This is a genomic window from Jannaschia sp. R86511 (assembly GCF_042466345.1).
GTDB lineage: Bacteria > Actinomycetota > Actinomycetes > Actinomycetales > JBBAYJ01 > Aquipuribacter.
On the sequence record NZ_JAXHCD010000001.1, the window covers coordinates 2,497,670 to 2,513,523 of the forward strand.

Here is a 15,854-nt window from a genome sequence, read left to right on the forward strand (position 1 = left end):
GCCTCAGCCGTCGGCGCAGCCCGGGCAGGTACCGGTGATCTCGACGGTGTGCACGGCGTCGACGAACCCGCTGTCCCGGGCGACGCCGGCGGCCCAGCGCTCGACCACGCGGGACTCGACCTCGACCGTCCGCCCGCACACCCGGCAGACCAGGTGGTGGTGGTGCCCCGTGCTGCAGCGGCGGTAGGTTACCTCGCCGTCCTCGCCCCGGCGCACGTCGACGGCGCCGTCCTCCGCCAGGGTCTGCAGCGACCGGTACACGGTGGCCAGGCCGATCCGGTCCCCGCCCGCGCGCAGCGCGGCGTGCAGGTCCTGGGCGCTGAGGAACTCGTCGGTCGCCTCCAGCGCAGCCGCCACCGCGGCCCGCTGGCGGGTGTGCCGTCGGACCGGCTGCGTCTCGGTGCTCACGACGACCAGCCTGCCATCACCGGGCGGACGGCCGTGCTCAGCGGGACGTCCCCGACTCGTGCTCGGCCTGCGCGTCGTCGTCGGCGGCGGGCTCGACCGGGGCCTCGCCGCTGTGCGACCGGGCGTCGGCCACGATGTGCGCCACGTGCTCGTCGGCCAGGACGTAGGCCACCTCACGACCGCGCCGGGTGCGGGTCACCAGGTCCGCGTCGCGCAGGATCCGCAGGTGCTGGGAGACCAGCGGCTGCGGCAGGCCGAGCGCGTCGACCAGCTCGTGGACGCACATCTCGCCGTCGGTCAGCAGGCTCACCAGGGCGATGCGTACCGGCGAGCTCAGGGCGCGGAACAGCTCGCTGACGTCCTCGTAGTCCTCGAGGACGTTGGTCGTCCTCGGCGGGCCGGCGTGGTCGCGTTCGTCGGTCATCGGTCCCTCAGTGCTCGTCGTAGCCCACGCCGTGACGCGTGAGGCGGGGGGAGTGGCGGTGCCCGTCGTGCACGTAGTCCACGTGGTCGCGGTGCACCACGGCCGGGTGGTCGCACCCGGCCTCGCCGTGCACGTGCTCACCGTGGTGCACGTGGTCGCCGTGCACCTCGTCGTGGTGGCGGCGTCGGTGCACGACCGCGCGGACCTGGTTCAGCACCGCCCTGACCACGGCCGTCACCACGAACGCGGCCACCGTGAGCAGGACGATGGTGCCGCCCGACGGCGTGTCGGCGTAGAAGCTGATGGTGGTGCCGGCCAGGGACGCGACCAGCCCGGTGGCGCAGGCGACGACCACGGTCTGGGCGAAGCTGCGGGCGACGAGCTGCGCGAGCGCCACGGGGACCACCATGAGGGCGCTGATCAGCAGCAGGCCCACCACGCGCATGCTCAGCACCACCGTGGCCGCGACGAGCACGGCCAGGACGATGTTGACCGCCAGCACCGGCAGCCCGGACGCGCGGGCGAACTCCTCGTCGTCGCTGACCGCGTACAGGGTCCGGCCCAGCACGGCCACCGTCACGACGACCAGCAGGGCGAGACCCGCGAACAGCACCAGGTCGTCCCCGGTCGTGGTGGTGATGGAGCCGAACAGGTAGGCAACGAGGCCGGCGGGACTGCCCTCCGGCGACAGGCTGACCAGGACCACGCCGGCGGCGATGCCGGCGTAGAACAGCATGGCGAGGGCCAGGTCGCCGCTGGTCCGGCCCGAGGCCCGCACCAGCTCCAGCGCGACCGCCGCCAGCACCGCCGCCACCAGGGCGACCCAGGTGGGGGAGCTGCCGGTCAGCAGGCCGATCGCGACGCCGGCCAGGGCGACGTGACCGATCCCGTCGCCGATCAGCGACAGCCGTCGCTGCACGACGAAGACACCGACGGCCGGGGCGACCGTGCCGACCATCAGGGCGGCCAGCAGCGCGCGGCGCATGAAGTCGTAGTCGAGCAGGGCCAGCACGGTCAGGTCCTCCGCAGGTCGACGGCGGGGACGCGGAGGTCGGAGACCACGGACCCGTCCTGGAGCGTGACGGCCCGGTCGGGCACGTCGACGAGCTCACCCAGGTCGTGGGTGACGATCAGCAGGGCGCGCCCGGTGGCCTTGACCTGCCCGAGCGTCTGGATGAGGGCCTCCGTGCTGACGCGGTCGACGCCGGCGGTCGGCTCGTCGAGCACGAGCAGCCGCGGACCGGACACGATGGCGCGGGCGATCAGCACCCGGCGCTGCTGGCCACCGGACAGCTCGGCGACACGGGAACGGGCCCGGTCGGCCAGACCGACCTCGTCCAGCGCGGCCAGCACGCGGTCGCGGTCCCCCCGCCGCGGTGGCCGCCAGAAGCCGCGGGAGGCCAGCAGCCCTGACCCGACGACCTCGGCCGCGGTGCTGGGCACGGCCCCGGACACGCTGTGGCGCTGCGGCACGTAGCCGACCAGGGACGCGGCCGCGGACGCGCCGTGCTCGACGTGCTCGCCCAGCACGTCGACGTGACCGCTCAGGATGTCCGCCAGGCCGAGGATGCCCCGGACCAGCGTGGACTTGCCGGAGCCGTTGGCCCCGAGCAGCGCGACGGCCTCACCGGGCGCGACGTCCAGGTCGGCGTGGTGGACCACCGGGCGACGGCCGTAGCCGATGGTGGCGTCACGCACCCACAGGGCAGGGGTCGCGGACGGGGCGATGACCTCGTCGGCGACCTCCGGCCGGGACCCGGTGCCGCTCAGGTGCACGCCTGCCCGGAACGGACGGCGTCGATGTTGGCGCGCATGACCTCAAGGTAGTCCTGGCCCGCCGACTCGTCGGTGAGCCCTTCGAGCGGGTCCAGGACCATGACGTCCACGCCGGCCTCGGCTGCCACGGTCTCGGCGATCGCCGCGGACACCAGGGTCTCGGTGTAGACGGTCCGGATGCCGCTGTCGGCGACGAAGTCGGAGATCTCCGCCTGGGCGCGGGCGTCGGGCTCCTGGTCCGGGGTGATGCCGTTGATGGACCGGATCTCGAAGCCGTACCGGTCGGCGAAGTACCCGAACGCGTCGTGGGCCGTGACGAGGGTTTCCACCTCGCAGGAGGCGAACGCGGTCTGCGCCTCCTCGTCCAGCGTGGTCAGCTCGGCCACCAGCGCATCGGCGTTGGCGGTGTAGGTGTCGGCGCCGTCGGGGTCGGCCTCGGACATGGCGGCGGCGACGTGCTGGGCGGCCTCGGCCATGTGGGTGGGGTCGGTCCAGAAGTGGGGGTCGGTCTCGCCGTGGTCGTGGTCGTCCTCGGCGGCACCCTCCTCGTCCGCGTGCTCGTCGTCGGCGTGCTCGTCCGCGTCCTCGTCGTGCGAGTGGTCGTGAGGCTCGGCGTCCTCGCCCAGCTCGCGGTCCGCGACGTCGGCCAGGTCGACGACGGGGACCTGGGTGCCGGCCAGCGCCTCGTCGACCGCCGGCTGGAACCCGCCGAGGGCCACGACGAGGTCGGACTCCGTCAGACCCACCAGCGACTGGGGGCTGAGCTCCAGGTCGTGGGCCTCCGCACCGGGCGGGGTGAGCCCGGTGACGTCCGCCCGGTCCCCGCCCACCTGCTGCGCCAGGAACTGCAGCGGGTAGAACGCGGCCACCACCGACAGCGCCGGAGCGGCCACGTCGCCTGCCCCGGTGGACTCGACCGCGGTCACCGGCGCCGCCGCAGGGCCGGCTCCGTCGCCGCCCGTCCCGCCGCCGCAGGCGGCCAGTACGAGGGCGGCGGCCAGCGCGGTACCGAGCAGGGCAGGTCGAGGAGCGGAGGTCATGCGGATCATTCTGAGAATCATTCGCCTCAAGGACAACTGCACCCGGCTGCATGCGTGCCCCGCCCCGTCCTCCGAAGCCCTCGAGCCGGTCGTCGGGCGGTCCGTTACCGTCGCCACGTGCTCGCGATCACCCGCTACCGCGTCCCCGTCGACCAGTCGGAGGGCTTCCGGGAGCGGGCCCGGACGGCGCTGGCCGCCCTGGCCGCGCGACCCGGCCACGAATGGGGCACAGTCGCCCGCTCCACCGACGACCCGACCACGTGGACCATGACGACCCGCTGGCAGAGCGTCGGGGCCTACCGGCGGGCGCTGGGTGCCTACGAGGTCAAGCTGCACGCCCACCCGTTGATGTACCTGGCCGTGGACGAGCCGAGCGCGTTCGAGGAGCTGCTGGTCAGCGACGCGTCGGGCCAGGTGGTCGAGCACAGCAGCGACCGGGCCCCGGACGCGGACACCTTCGACCTCGGTGACGCCCTGGGGTGAGGGGGCTCAGGTGCGGTCCGGTGCCGCCGATACTGCGGCGGTGACTCATGAGGGACCGCGCCCCGACACCCCGGTGACGACCCGCCACGGAGTGCCGCACGTCGTGGTGCCGGCGCCCGGGCCTGTGCGGGCCCGCCTGCTGTTCCGGGTCGGCATCGCCGACGAGCCGCTGTACCGACGTGGCATCACGCACCTGGTGGAGCACCTGACGATGCGTGCGGTGTTCCGGCGTCCGGTGCAGGTCGAGGCCCACGTGGGTGCCTGGTCGACGGCGTTCGAGGCCACCGGGGCCCTGGAGGCGGTGACGGCGTTCCTGGAGGACGTGTGGCGCACCCTGTCGGACCTGCCGCTGGACGCGCTGGACGTCGAGAGGGAGGTGCTGCGCCTCGAAGGCCGCGACCGCGGCGCGTCACCCGCCGTCGAGTCGGCCCACCACCGCTACGGTCTCACCGGTCCTGGCCTCGTGTACGCCGACGAGCTCGGGCTGCCGGGGCTGACCGCCGAGGACGTCCGGGCCTGGGTGGCGGAGCGGTTCGTTCGCGGGGCGGCGGTCGTCGCCGCCACCGCCGACGTCCGGCCCGACCTCTCGGGCGGTCTGCCCGACGGCCCGGCGAGAGACCTGACGGTGACCGTCCTGGCGCGTCCGGCCCGGGGCCCCGTGTGGGTCGGGGACACGGGTGGCACAGCCGTCAGCCTCCTCCTCCCGGTGCGCGACGGGCTCGATCTCGCGGTCGGTCGCCTGCTCCGGACGGCGGCGGAGCAGGTGGTCCGCCACGAGAAGGGCTTGGCCTACGAGGTGGGGATGGACGTCGTGGAGGTCGGTCCCGACCTCACGGAGGTCGCCGTGCACGCCGACTGCGACGAGGAGCGCCACGCCGAGGTGGCAGACCTGCTGGTGGGCGTGCTGCGGCGGTTCCGCGACCACGGGCCCAGCGAGGCGGACGTGGCGCTGGAGCGGGACACGACGGTCGCGGTGTGGCAGGACGCACCCGACGCGCTGGAGGTCGCCACCGAGTCGGCCGTGGCGCTGCTGCTCGGTCAGGAGCCGCGCTCCCTGGCCGTCCGGGTCCACGACGCGCAGCAGCTGACCGCCTCGGCGGTGCGGGACGTCGTGTCCCGGGCCTGGCCGTCGCTGCAGGTGCTGCTGCCCGTCGAGGAGGAGCCGGGCGTCGAGGGGGTGCACGAGTGCGTCCACACCGACGAGGCCCTGCCCGGGCGGGTGCACTGCGGCAACCCGTTGGCGTTCGCGCTGCCCGGCGCCCGGTTGCCTGCTTCGCCGTCGGTCACGGTGACTGCGGGGGAGCGGGGCCTGACGCTCCGGATGGACGACGAGGTCGTCAGCATCGCCTGGGAAGAGGTCGCGGCCGTGGTCGACGAGGGTGACGGGCTGCTGGTCATCAGCAGCCGGGGAGAGGCGATCTCGCTGCCGGACGGCACCTTCTGGCGCTCCGGCCGGCTGCGCCGGACGGTGGAGGACCGGGTCGATCGCTCCCGGTTCGTGCCGCGGCGGGCCTGACCCCGGACGCGTGCGCGACCTCGCACGCGGACGCCCTAGCCTGAGCGGGCTCGCCGACACCCCAGCCGGACGGAGAACCGACATGGCAAGCAAGGCCCCCAACCGCATCGACGACGTCGTCAGCCTCAGCAAGCGCCGCGGGTTCGTGTACCCCAGCGGCGAGATCTACGGCGGCACCCGCTCCGCCTGGGACTACGGCCCCCTCGGCGTCGAGCTCAAGGAGAACATCAAGCGCCAGTGGTGGCGCTACATGGTGACCAGCCGCGACGACGTCGTCGGCCTGGACTCCTCCGTCATCCTGCCCCGCCAGGTCTGGGTGGCCTCCGGCCACGTCGGGGCGTTCAGCGACCCGCTGACCGAGTGCACCAGCTGCCACAAGCGCTACCGCGCCGACCAGCTGCTGGAGGAGTTCGAGGAGAAGAAGGGCCGCGCGCCCGAGAACGGCCTCGCCGACATCGTCTGCGTCAACTGCGGGACCCGCGGTGCCTGGACGGAGCCGCGCGACTTCAACGGCCTGCTCAAGACCCACCTGGGCCCCGTCGAGGACGAGTCCGGCCTGCACTACCTGCGCCCGGAGACCGCCCAGGGCATCTTCGTGAACTTCGCCAACGTCATGGGCTCCGCGCGCAAGAAGCCGCCGTTCGGCATCGGCCAGATGGGCAAGAGCTTCCGCAATGAGATCACCCCCGGCAACTTCATCTTCCGCACCCGCGAGTTCGAGCAGATGGAGATGGAGTTCTTCGTCGTGCCCGGCACCGACGAGCAGTGGCACCAGTACTGGATCGACCACCGGACCGACTGGTACGTCGACCTGGGCATCAGCCGCGACAACCTGCGCCACTTCGAGCACCCGCAGGAGAAGCTGTCGCACTACTCCAAGCGGACCGTCGACATCGAGTACAAGTTCCACTTCGCGGGCAGCGAGTGGGGCGAGCTCGAGGGCATCGCCAACCGGACCGACTTCGACCTGAAGACGCACTCGGAGCACTCCGGGCAGGACCTGTCGTACTTCGACCAGACCACCAACGAGCGCTGGGTGCCGTACGTCATCGAGCCCGCGGCCGGCGTCGGCCGTCCGATGATGGCGTTCCTGCTCGAGGCCTACACCGAGGACGAGGCCCCCAACGCCAAGGGCGGGGTCGACAAGCGCCTGGTGCTCAAGCTCGACCGTCGCCTGGCCCCGGTCAAGGTCGCCGTGCTGCCGCTGTCGCGCAACACGGACCTGTCGCCCAAGGCCAAGGACCTCGCGGCGCAGCTGCGGAAGTCGTGGAACGTCGAGTTCGACGACGCCGGCGCGATCGGGCGCCGCTACCGCCGCCAGGACGAGATCGGCACGCCCTTCTGCATCACGGTCGACTTCGACACCCTCGAGGACCAGGCGGTGACCATCCGCGAGCGCGACACCATGACCCAGGAGCGGGTCGGCCTCGACGCCGTCGAGGGCTGGCTCGCCGCCCGCCTGATCGGCTGCTGAGCCACCCACCCATTCCGACGCAACGGCACACACCGTCGGCCTATCCGACGCAACGGCACTCTGCATCGCCTCGGTAGCGACGTGGTGTGCCGTTGCGTCGGGATAGTGACGGGCCAGGGGTGGGCGCAGGGCAGCGCGTCGAGCACCTCGGGGTGCGGCCACCGTCCGCTCAGCACGCGCGCCGTCAGCGCGTCGGTGCTGCCGGTGACATAGGGCGTCTCGTCAGGGTCGAGACCGGGCGCGGTCGCCGGTCCGGCGAGCAGGCCCCACGGCGGTACCTCGTCGGCGAGGTCACCCTCCGGGACGAGGTCCAGGTAGGTCGGGGCCCGAACCGGATGTCGCGGGTGTGCGCGACGAGCAGCCGGCCGCACGTGCGCAGGTGGCTGTCATGCTCGTCGCGACCCCGTTCTGCAGGGGGCGGGTCGAGATGATGGCTCGTGCAAGAAGGCGCAGGTCAGGCGGCCTGCGAACGCATGACAGCCAGGACGTCGGGACGAGGACGGGTGCGCGCCCACGCCAACGTGTCCAGCAGCTCGGCGACGATCTCGCGTGGTTGTTGACGGACCCGACTCGGGGTCCAGGGCACGGTGGTGATTCCGAAGCTGGCGAAGCGAGCCCGCTTGGCCTGCGTCCGCTCCCAACCCTGGGGGTCCAGGTGCCACTCGCGTGAGTCGATCTCCACGGCCACGCCCTCCTCGTCGAACCAGGCGTCGGGGCAGCCGACGAGCTCGCCGGCCGGGGTGACGACGTCGTGGTTCCAGAGCGCGAGGGGTGCGCCGCCCTGTTGCATCAGCATCCGGGCCTCGGCCTCGGCGACCGAACGGATGCCCCCGACGATCTCCTCGGCCACCACCCTGACGCGAGCGGTCCCGCGACGCTGAGCCAGGCGGACCTCCTGCAGCAGGTCGGCCTGCGCGCACAGCCGGCGTTGGACGGCCTCTGCCACCATGGCCTGCACGGCATCCAGCCGTGGGGTCCGCCGTGCGGCGTCGACGAGCGCCCTCGCGACGGGTGCGCACGGGAGCTCTCCGGCCGGTACGGCCCGGGGCAGCCGTCGGGTTCGCTCGCAGACGACGAACCCGACAGAGACCCGTCGCCGCTCCGCGGGCACGAGGACGTGAACCACCTCCCCGGCGGGAAGGCGACGCAGGCCCTGGCGTCTCAGGCTCTCCAGGCCGGTGAGGACGACCCGATCGCGACCCGCGTACAGCAGGGCCGCGAAAGCGCGTTCGTCCGCCGTCGGCGTCCCCCGGTGCAGCAGCACGACTCCGGGCAGGACCCGCGTCCAGTACCCGCCACGGGGCCGCGTGCGGTGGGCGATGGACGCCGACGACATCCCGACCTCGCTCAGCTGGGAGAGGGTGACACAGCGGTTCTGCGAGGCTGACAGCGCTTCCAGCGCCTCGGGGTTCGTCGCGGGTCGTCTCGGCATCCTTCACGGTCGGCGCGTCGTCCCCGGCGGCGGGGCAGCCGAGCGGCGATCTGGGGACGACGAGGGCGCAACGGGCCTGTGGACCACGCACGCAACGCTCGCCTCCGCGCCGTCTCCCGACGGTGTGTGCCGTTGCGTCAGCTTCATGACGACGCAACGGCACACACCGTCGGATAGGTCGACGGAGGGTGCCGTTGCGTCGAGTCGGGGGGCGGGGCGCGTCAGGCGCGGGCGGGGGGCTGGTCGCCCGTTTCCAGGGCGCCCTGGTACTGCTCGATGACGTCGTCGACGAGCTGGGCGTGGGTGTAGCCCATGACGTCGTAGCCGGTGTGCGAGCTGCCGTCGACGTCCAGGCGGGAGTAGGTGTCGCCCAGGCCCTCGGCCGGCCGCAGGTAGGCCGGCACCGGGGCCTGGTTCGGCTCGACGCGGTACCGGAAGTCCTCGCCGTCCTGGACCTCCGCCCGCAGCTCGACCGCGGGGCGGCCGCCGTCGTCGTGGCGGTGCGCGGAGGCGGTCACGCCGTCGTCGCGCAGCCCGGCGGCCACCTGCTCCAGCGCGGGGAAGCAGATCTCGTCGAGGTAGGCCTCGGCGGCCTGCTCGTCGGGGTAGGCCGCGGCCGGCTCGACCCGGCGCCGCCAGCTCTCGGAGCCGTGCCGGTCCGCCGCGCCCGGGCCCCGGATGGGCTGGTCGCCGGGCACGGTGCCGCGCAGCATCTCCGCCCGCAGCGCCTTGTACAGCCCGGCCATCACCAGCACCATGACGAACGCGAACGGCAGCCCCATGACGATCGTCGCGCTCTGCAGGGTGGGCACGCCGCCGACGAACAGCATGGCGATGGTCAGCAGGCCGGTCACGACGCCCCAGAAGATCCGGACGCCGGCGCCGGCGTCGTCCTCCGGCGTGGGCAGCCGGGACGACAGGTTGGCCATAACCAGGGCGCCGGAGTCGGCCGAGGTGACGTAGAACAGCAGCCCGATGACGGTGGCCAGCCCGGCGACGAACGTGAACGCCGGGTAGTCCATCAGCAGGGTGTAGAAGCCCCGCTCCGGCGTGTTCATGGCCAGCTCGCCGAAGGCCGCGTCACCGGAGCGGACCGCGTCGATGGCGCTGTTCCCGAAGATCGAGATCCACATCAGGATGTAGCTGAAGGGGATCACGAGCGTGCCGAGCACGAACTGCCGGATGGTGCGCCCGCGCGAGATCCGGGCCAGGAACAGCCCGACGAAGGACGCCCAGGCGATCCACCACGCCCAGAAGAACAGCGTCCAGTCCGCCAGCCAGTCCACGGGCGGGTCGAAGGCGAAGGTCTGCAGGGTGCGCCCGGGGAACGTGGACACGAAGTCGCCGACGTTGAGCACGAGCCCGTTGAGCAGGAACGCCGTCCGGCCCGTGAGCAGGATGAACCCGGCCAGGCCCAGCGCCAGCAGCACGTTGAGCTGCGACAGCCGCTTGATGCCCTTGTCGACGCCGCTGACCGCGGACACGATCGCCACGGCGACCGCGATGGCGACCAGGGCGATCTGGGTGCCTTGGCCCTCCGGCACGCCCAGCAGCAGGTACAGGCCGTAGTTGAGCTGCACGACCCCGATGCCCAGCGACGTCGCGACCCCGAAGATCGTGCCGAGCACGGCGGCGAGGTCGACGGCGTCACCGACGGGTCCGTGGATCCGCTTGCCGAAGATGGGGTAGAGCACCGACCGGACGGCCAGCGGCATGTTCATCCGGTAGGAGAAGTACGCCAGCGCGATGCCCATCAGGGCGTACATGCCCCAGCCGTTGATGCCGTAGTGGAACAGGGTCCAGGCCGTCGCCTCGCCGGCGGCCTCGACCGTGCTGCCCTCACCGGTCGGCGGCGCCAAGTACTGCGTGACGGGCTCGGCCACGGCGAAGAACATCAGGTCCGTGCCGATGCCGGCCGCGAACAGCATGGACGCCCAGGCGAAGGTGCTGAACTGCGGTGTCGAGTTCTGCGGGCCGAGCTTGACGTGGCCGTAGCGCGACAGCGCGAGGAACACCACGAAGACCAGCACCACGGTGGCCAGCAGGATGTAGAACCAGCCGAACCAGCCGCTGATCCAGCCGACCAGGGACCCGATGGTCCCGGCGGCGGCGTCGGGCACGACCATGGCCCAGAGCGCGACCAGGACGACCCCGACGGCGGAGCCGACGAAGACGGGCCGCTTGAGCCGGGGCCGGGGGGGACCGGCGCCGGCCATGGTGGCGGTGGTGGTGACCCCTTCGCTCATGCGTCCTCCTTCAGCAGGTCGGCGCACTTCTCGCCGATCGCCATCGTCGTGATGTTCGGGTTGACCGCGCCCAGGAACGGCATGACCGAGCCGTCGGCGATGCGCAGGCCGCGCACGCCCCGGACCCGCAGCCGCGGGTCGCACACCGCCATCGGGTCGCCGTCGGGGCCCATCCGGGCCGTGCAGGCGGGGTGGTAGACGGTGTTGTGGGTCTTGGTCACGTAGTCGGCGATCTCGTCGTCGGTGACCACGTCGGGCCCGGGGGCGAGCTCGGCGCCGGCCCAGCCGGCCATCGGGGACTGGGCGACGACCTCCCGGGCCAGCCGGATGCCGGCCGTCATGACGCGCATGTCGTGCCCGTCGGGGTCGGTGAAGTAGCGCGGGTCGACCTTGGGTCGGTCACGGAAGTCGCGCGAGCGCAGCCGGACCGTGCCGCGGCTGCGGCCCTGGGTGACGTTGGGCGTGAGGCAGAAGCCGTTGTCGGTGGTGGGGTAGCCCCAGCGCACGGTGTTCAGGTCGAACGGCACCGAGCCGTAGTGCATCATCAGGTCGGGCAGGTCCAGGCCGTCCTGGGTGGTGGCGAACAGCCCGATCTCCCAGAACTGGCTCGACGCGGTGACCATCGGCTGCTTCGCGTCCCACATCACCAGGCCCTCGACGTGGTCGTCGAGGTTCTCACCCACGCCGGGGGAGTCGACCAGGACGTCCAGGCCGTGCTCGCGCAGCTGCTCGGCCGGACCGATGCCGGACAGCATCAGCAGCTTGGGCGTGTCGATCGCGCCGGTGGACACGATGACCTCGCGACGGGCGGTGACCACGCCGTGGTGCACGAGGTCGGGGGCCATGTACTGCACGCCGGTGGCCCGCAGGGCGCCGTCGGTGTCGGGGGTGACGACGACCTTCTCTACCCAGTGCCCGGTGCGGATCTCCAGGTTGGGCCGCTGGTCGATGATCGGGTGCAGGTAGGCGTGCGAGGAGGACATCCGGTCCCCGGCCTCACCGGCGTTGATCTGGAACCAGCCCGCGCCGTTGCGGACGGTCGCTCCCTCGTTGAACTCCACCGTCGGCAGGCCCGCCTGGGCCGCGGCCTCGAGCAGAGCGACGCCGCAGGGGTCGACGGCGGGGACGGTGCGCATCCGGACCGGGCCGGTGCGACCGTGGTGCTCACCGGGTCCGGTGTTGCTCTCCAGGCGCCGGACCAGGGGGAGCACGTCGTCCGCGCCCCAGCCGGTGCAGCCCATCGCCTCCCAGGCGTCCAGGCCCTCGCGCGGCGGGTGGAACGCGATGCACGAGTTGTGCGACGAGCAGCCGCCCAGCACCTTGGCCCGGGCGTGGCGCAAGAGGCTGTTGCCGTGGGCCTGCGGCTCGACGGGGTAGTCCCAGTCGTAGCCGGAGTCCAGCAGGTGCATCCAGTCCGCCAGGACGAGGATGTTGTCGTCGCCCACGTCGCTGGGTCCGGCCTCCAGCAGGCAGACGGTGACGTCGGGGTCCTCGCTAAGGCGGGCCGCCACCACGCACCCGGCGGTGCCGCCGCCGGCGATGACGTAGTCGAACTCGTCGGTGGTGCGGACGGGGGTGGTGCCGGTCTCGGGGGCCGTTCCGGCCATCTGTCCTCCTGGGTGTCGTGGTGGTCGCTCGGCCCCCCGGCCCCTGCGGTCCGCGTCGTCAGCCGGTGAACTGCCCGACCGGTCCCGGCCGGGTGCTGCGCCAGACGTGCTTGGTCTCCAGGTACTCGTGCAGCCCGGCCGGGCCGAGCTCGCGGCCGTTGCCGGACATCCCCATCCCGCCCCACTCCGCCTGCGGCACGTAGGGCCCGAAGTCGTTGATCCAGACGGTGCCGTGCCGCATGGCCGCCGCCACCCGCTCGCCGCGCTCGACGTCGGCGGTCTGGACGCCCCCGGCCAGGCCGTAGGCGGTGTCGTTGGCCAGCTCGACCGCCTCGGCCTCGGTCGTGAACCGCTCGACGGTGAGGATGGGCCCGAAGGTCTCCTCCTGCACGATCCGCATCGACCGGTCGCAGCTGTCTAAGACCGTGGGGGAGTAGAAGAACCCGCGCTGCAGGTCGTCACCGTCGGGGCGCTTCCCGCCGGTGACCAGGCGCGCGCCCTCCGACAGGCCGAGCGCCACGTAGGCCTCCACCTTGTCGCGGTGCTCGGCGGAGACCAGCGGCCCCGACTCCACGCCCTCGTCGAAGCCGTTGCCCAGCCGGATCCGCCCGGCCCGCTCGGCGACCCCGGCGACGAGCGCGTCGGCGATCGAGTCCTCGACGATCAGCCGGGTGCCCGCGGAGCACACCTGCCCGGCGTGCAGGAACACCCCGGTGAGCACAACGTCGACGGCGGTGTCCAGGTCGACGTCGGCGAAGACGACCTGCGGGTTCTTGCCGCCCAGCTCGACCGTCGTCCGCTTCACGGTCTCGGCGGCGGTCCGGATGATCGCGCGGCCGGTGTCCAGGCCTCCCGTGAACGACACCAGGTCGACGGCCGGGTGCCCGGTCAGGACCGGCCCGACCGCGCCGCCGCCGCCCAGCAGCAGGTTGACCGACCCGGCCGGGTAGCCCGCCTCGGCCAGCAGCCGCACCAGGTGCACGGTGGACAGCGGGGTGACCTCGCTGGGCTTGAGCACGACGGTGTTGCCGGCCGCGAGCGCGGGCGCCACCTTCCAGCACATCTGCAGCAGCGGGTAGTTCCAGGGCGCGATGAGCGAGCAGACCCCGACCGGCTGGTGCACGACCTTGCTGACGACGTCGTCGCGGCCCACGTCGACCGTGCGGTCCAGGTCGACCAGCACCTGCTCGGCGTAGTAGCGGAACACCGCGGTCACGTCGTCGACGTCCACCCGGCTCTCCGGCAGCGTCTTGCCGGTGTCCTGGGTCTCGGTGCGGGCGATCTCCTCGCGGTCGCGCTGCAGCAGGTCCGCCGTGCGGGCCAGCAGCGCGGCGCGCTCGGCGACCGGGGTGGCGGGCCAGGTGCCGGCGTCGAAGCAGCGCCGGGCGGCCAGGACCGCGGCCTCGGCGTCGGCCTCGGCGGCCTCGTCCACGGTCCGCAAGACCCGGCCGTCGTAGGGGTTGACGACGTCACGGGTGCCGCCGGCGAGGGCGGCGCGCCAGGTGCCGTCGATGAACAGCTCGGGCATGAATGACCTCCACGGCGCGATGCCGCGATCTCGTGGGTTCTGTCAGCTCGTCCAAGATCACCGTATGGCAATGATCATGGAACGGCACGGCCGCAGACCGCCGCAGAGCCCGCTGAGAGCGTCGCCGCCGCTGGTCAGGCCCCAATCGAGAAAAAGTTCCCGGCCCGGCTCAGCCGAGGTCGAAGCGGGTGCCCGTCAGCTCCTCCGAGCGGGTCCAGAGCGCCTCGGCCGTGGCGCGGTCCCGGGCCGCGGGCGGCACGGTGGCCAGGGCGACCGTCCGGCCGCGCACCTCGCCGGGGCCCTTGGGGCCGTAGTACTCCCCGCCGGAGGCCGCCGTGGCGGTGGCGGCGTACAGCTGGGGCCGGGCGGACTGGTCGGGACCGGCCAGCAGCAGCTTGGACACGCGCTCGGCGACCCGGGGCAGCTGCATGGTCGACATCAGGTTGGTCCCGCTGACGCCCGGGTGGGCGGCCAGCGAGGCCGTGCCGGTCCCGGCGGCCCGCAGCCGCCGCTCCAGCTCGAACGCGAACAGCAGGTTGGCCAGCTTGCTCGCGCCGTAGGCGGGCTGGCGGTCGTAGGGCCGGCTCTGCCACTGCAGGTCGGCCAGGTCCACGGCGCCGGCGCGGGCGGCCAGGCTGGACACCGTCACCACCCGGGAGCCGGCGACCGGCAGCAGCAGCGGCAGCAGCCGGGCGGCCAGGGCGAAGTGGCCCAGGTGGTTGGTGCCGAGCTGCAGCTCGAAGCCGTCGGCGGTCTCCCGGCGCTCCGGCGGCATCATCACGCCGGCGTTCAGCAGCAGGACGTCCAGGCTGTCGGCGCGGCTGCGCACGTCGTCCGCCGCGGCGGCGACGCGGCCCAGATCGGCCAGGTCGAGCGGCACGACCTCCGCCTGCGCGGCGGGCACGGCCTCCCGGACCGTCGCCAGCGCCCGTTCGCCCTTCTCGGCGTCGCGGCTGGTCATGAGCACGCGGGCGCCGGCGCGGGCCAGCGCGGTGGCCGAGGCCAGGCCGAGGCCGTCGCTGGCTCCGGTCACCAGGACGGTGCGGCCGCGCATGTCGGGGATCTGCATGTCGCCCACGGTGGCACGTGCTGCCGCCCCCGGCACACGCAGGCCGTTCGCGGGCAGCCCTAGAGTGCTGCGGGTGAAGATCGACGACAGCGCTGTCCTGGTCACCGGTGCCGCCTCCGGGCTCGGCCTCGCCACCGCCCGCCGGCTCGCCGCCGACGGCGCGCGGGTCGTGCTGGTCGACCTGCCGGGGGAGCGGCTGGACGCCGCCGCCGCCGAGCTGGGCGAGGCGGGCACCGCCGTCGCCGCGGACGTCACCGACCCCGACCAGCTGGCGGCCGCCATGGCCGCCGCCGTCGAGCACGGTCCGCTGCGCGTGGCGGTCGCCTGCGCGGGCATCGCCCCGCCCACCAAGACCTTCGGCAAGCGGGGTGTCGCGCCGCTCGAGGGCTTCACCCAGGTGGTCATGGTCAACCTCGTCGGCACGTTCAACCTGTTCCGCCTGGCGGCGCAGGCCATGGCCGGCAACGAGCCCGTCGACGGCGACCGGGGCGTGCTCATCGGCACGGCGTCGGTGGCGGCGTTCGACGGCCAGGTCGGCCAGGCCGCCTACTCCGCGTCCAAGGGCGGGGTCGCGGCCATGACCCTGCCGGTCGCCCGTGACCTGGCCGAGCACGCCATCCGGGTCATGACCATCGCGCCGGGGATCATGGACACCCCGATGCTGGCCGGTCTGCCCGAGGCGGCCCGGGAGTCGCTCGGGCACCAGGTGCCCCACCCCGCGCGCCTCGGCCGGCCCGAGGAGTACGCCGACCTCGTCGCCCACGTCGTGGCCAACGGCCTGCTCAACGGCGAGACCATCCGCCTGGACGGCGCGATCCGGATGGCGCCGCGCTGAGCCACCCCTGACCCGA

The 15,854-nt window shown here is 73.1% G+C and carries 14 protein-coding genes; 4 read left to right on the forward strand and 10 right to left on the reverse strand.

The window, feature by feature from the left end:
* Nucleotides 1–3 precede the first annotated feature (3 nt).
* The 5 genes from SJY06_RS11735 to SJY06_RS11755 are packed head-to-tail and all read right to left on the reverse strand — an operon-like array spanning nt 4 to nt 3,648.
* Nucleotides 4–408 (reverse strand): Fur family transcriptional regulator, encoded by a 405-nt coding sequence (locus SJY06_RS11735; protein WP_380167714.1) that lies wholly within the window; start codon nt 406–408, stop codon nt 4–6.
* Nucleotides 409–445: 37 nt separating this feature from the next.
* Nucleotides 446–832 carry an ArsR/SmtB family transcription factor gene (locus tag SJY06_RS11740; RefSeq protein ID WP_380167715.1) on the reverse strand — a complete coding sequence of 129 codons (387 nt, stop codon included), beginning with the start codon at nt 830–832 and terminating at the stop codon, nt 446–448.
* 7 nt (nt 833–839) lie between these two features.
* On the reverse strand, nt 840–1,844 hold the full coding sequence (locus SJY06_RS11745) for a metal ABC transporter permease (RefSeq protein WP_380167716.1): 1,005 nt from the start codon (nt 1,842–1,844) through the stop codon (nt 840–842).
* Nucleotides 1,845–1,846: 2 nt separating this feature from the next.
* Nucleotides 1,847–2,608 (reverse strand): metal ABC transporter ATP-binding protein, encoded by a 762-nt coding sequence (locus tag SJY06_RS11750; RefSeq protein WP_380167717.1) that lies wholly within the window; start codon nt 2,606–2,608, stop codon nt 1,847–1,849.
* Nucleotides 2,599–3,648 carry a metal ABC transporter substrate-binding protein gene (locus tag SJY06_RS11755; RefSeq protein ID WP_380167718.1) on the reverse strand — a complete coding sequence of 350 codons (1,050 nt, stop codon included), beginning with the start codon at nt 3,646–3,648 and terminating at the stop codon, nt 2,599–2,601. The genes SJY06_RS11750 and SJY06_RS11755 overlap by 10 nt, the downstream gene beginning before the upstream one ends.
* Nucleotides 3,649–3,765: 117 nt before the next feature.
* Between SJY06_RS11755 and SJY06_RS11760 the strand changes: the two genes are divergently transcribed.
* The 3 genes from SJY06_RS11760 to SJY06_RS11770 all read left to right on the forward strand — a co-directional run bounded on the left by SJY06_RS11760 (nt 3,766) and on the right by SJY06_RS11770 (nt 7,121).
* Nucleotides 3,766–4,131: an antibiotic biosynthesis monooxygenase gene (locus tag SJY06_RS11760; RefSeq protein ID WP_380167719.1), complete on the forward strand. Its 366-nt coding sequence runs from the start codon at nt 3,766–3,768 to the stop codon at nt 4,129–4,131.
* A gap of 40 nt (nt 4,132–4,171) precedes the next feature.
* Entirely contained in the window at nt 4,172–5,647 is a 1,476-nt protein-coding gene (locus SJY06_RS11765) for a hypothetical protein (RefSeq protein ID WP_380167720.1), read from the forward strand.
* 82 nt (nt 5,648–5,729) lie between these two features.
* Nucleotides 5,730–7,121: a glycine--tRNA ligase gene (locus tag SJY06_RS11770; RefSeq protein ID WP_380167721.1), complete on the forward strand. Its 1,392-nt coding sequence runs from the start codon at nt 5,730–5,732 to the stop codon at nt 7,119–7,121.
* A 454-nt stretch (nt 7,122–7,575) separates the two neighbouring features.
* Here the strand turns inward: SJY06_RS11770 and SJY06_RS11775 are convergent, their stop codons facing one another.
* From SJY06_RS11775 to SJY06_RS11795, 5 genes are all read right to left on the reverse strand, one after another.
* The gene (locus tag SJY06_RS11775; protein WP_380167722.1) at nt 7,576–8,070 is read right to left on the reverse strand and encodes a hypothetical protein; all 495 of its coding nucleotides are present in this window, start codon (nt 8,068–8,070) and stop codon (nt 7,576–7,578) included.
* Between the two features lie 704 nt (nt 8,071–8,774).
* Nucleotides 8,775–10,799, reverse strand: coding sequence for a choline BCCT transporter BetT (gene betT / locus SJY06_RS11780; RefSeq protein ID WP_380167723.1), 2,025 nt, complete (start codon nt 10,797–10,799; stop codon nt 8,775–8,777).
* Nucleotides 10,796–12,406, reverse strand: coding sequence for a GMC family oxidoreductase (locus tag SJY06_RS11785; RefSeq protein ID WP_380167724.1), 1,611 nt, complete (start codon nt 12,404–12,406; stop codon nt 10,796–10,798). Before SJY06_RS11785 ends, betT begins: the two co-directional genes overlap by 4 nt.
* Nucleotides 12,407–12,464: 58 nt before the next feature.
* Nucleotides 12,465–13,934: an aldehyde dehydrogenase family protein gene (locus SJY06_RS11790; RefSeq protein ID WP_380167725.1), complete on the reverse strand. Its 1,470-nt coding sequence runs from the start codon at nt 13,932–13,934 to the stop codon at nt 12,465–12,467.
* 169 nt (nt 13,935–14,103) lie between these two features.
* Nucleotides 14,104–15,003, reverse strand: coding sequence for an oxidoreductase (locus tag SJY06_RS11795; RefSeq protein ID WP_380167726.1), 900 nt, complete (start codon nt 15,001–15,003; stop codon nt 14,104–14,106).
* A gap of 73 nt (nt 15,004–15,076) precedes the next feature.
* Between SJY06_RS11795 and SJY06_RS11800 the strand changes: the two genes are divergently transcribed.
* Nucleotides 15,077–15,838: an SDR family NAD(P)-dependent oxidoreductase gene (locus tag SJY06_RS11800; protein WP_380167727.1), complete on the forward strand. Its 762-nt coding sequence runs from the start codon at nt 15,077–15,079 to the stop codon at nt 15,836–15,838.
* Nucleotides 15,839–15,854: the final 16 nt, after the last annotated feature.

Excerpts from the sequence above, each read along its gene's own strand:
- SJY06_RS11775 (WP_380167722.1), bottom strand. The coding sequence starts at position 8,070 with ATGGTGGCAGAGGCCGTCCAACGCCGGCTGTGCGCGCAGGCCGACCTG.
- SJY06_RS11795 (WP_380167726.1), bottom strand. The coding sequence starts at position 15,003 with ATGCAGATCCCCGACATGCGCGGCCGCACCGTCCTGGTGACCGGAGCC.
- SJY06_RS11770 (WP_380167721.1), top strand. The coding sequence starts at position 5,730 with ATGGCAAGCAAGGCCCCCAACCGCATCGACGACGTCGTCAGCCTCAGC.
- SJY06_RS11790 (WP_380167725.1), bottom strand. The coding sequence starts at position 13,934 with ATGCCCGAGCTGTTCATCGACGGCACCTGGCGCGCCGCCCTCGCCGGC.
- SJY06_RS11740 (WP_380167715.1), bottom strand. The coding sequence starts at position 832 with ATGACCGACGAACGCGACCACGCCGGCCCGCCGAGGACGACCAACGTC.
- SJY06_RS11755 (WP_380167718.1), bottom strand. The coding sequence starts at position 3,648 with ATGACCTCCGCTCCTCGACCTGCCCTGCTCGGTACCGCGCTGGCCGCC.
- betT (WP_380167723.1), bottom strand. The coding sequence starts at position 10,799 with ATGAGCGAAGGGGTCACCACCACCGCCACCATGGCCGGCGCCGGTCCC.
- SJY06_RS11785 (WP_380167724.1), bottom strand. The coding sequence starts at position 12,406 with ATGGCCGGAACGGCCCCCGAGACCGGCACCACCCCCGTCCGCACCACC.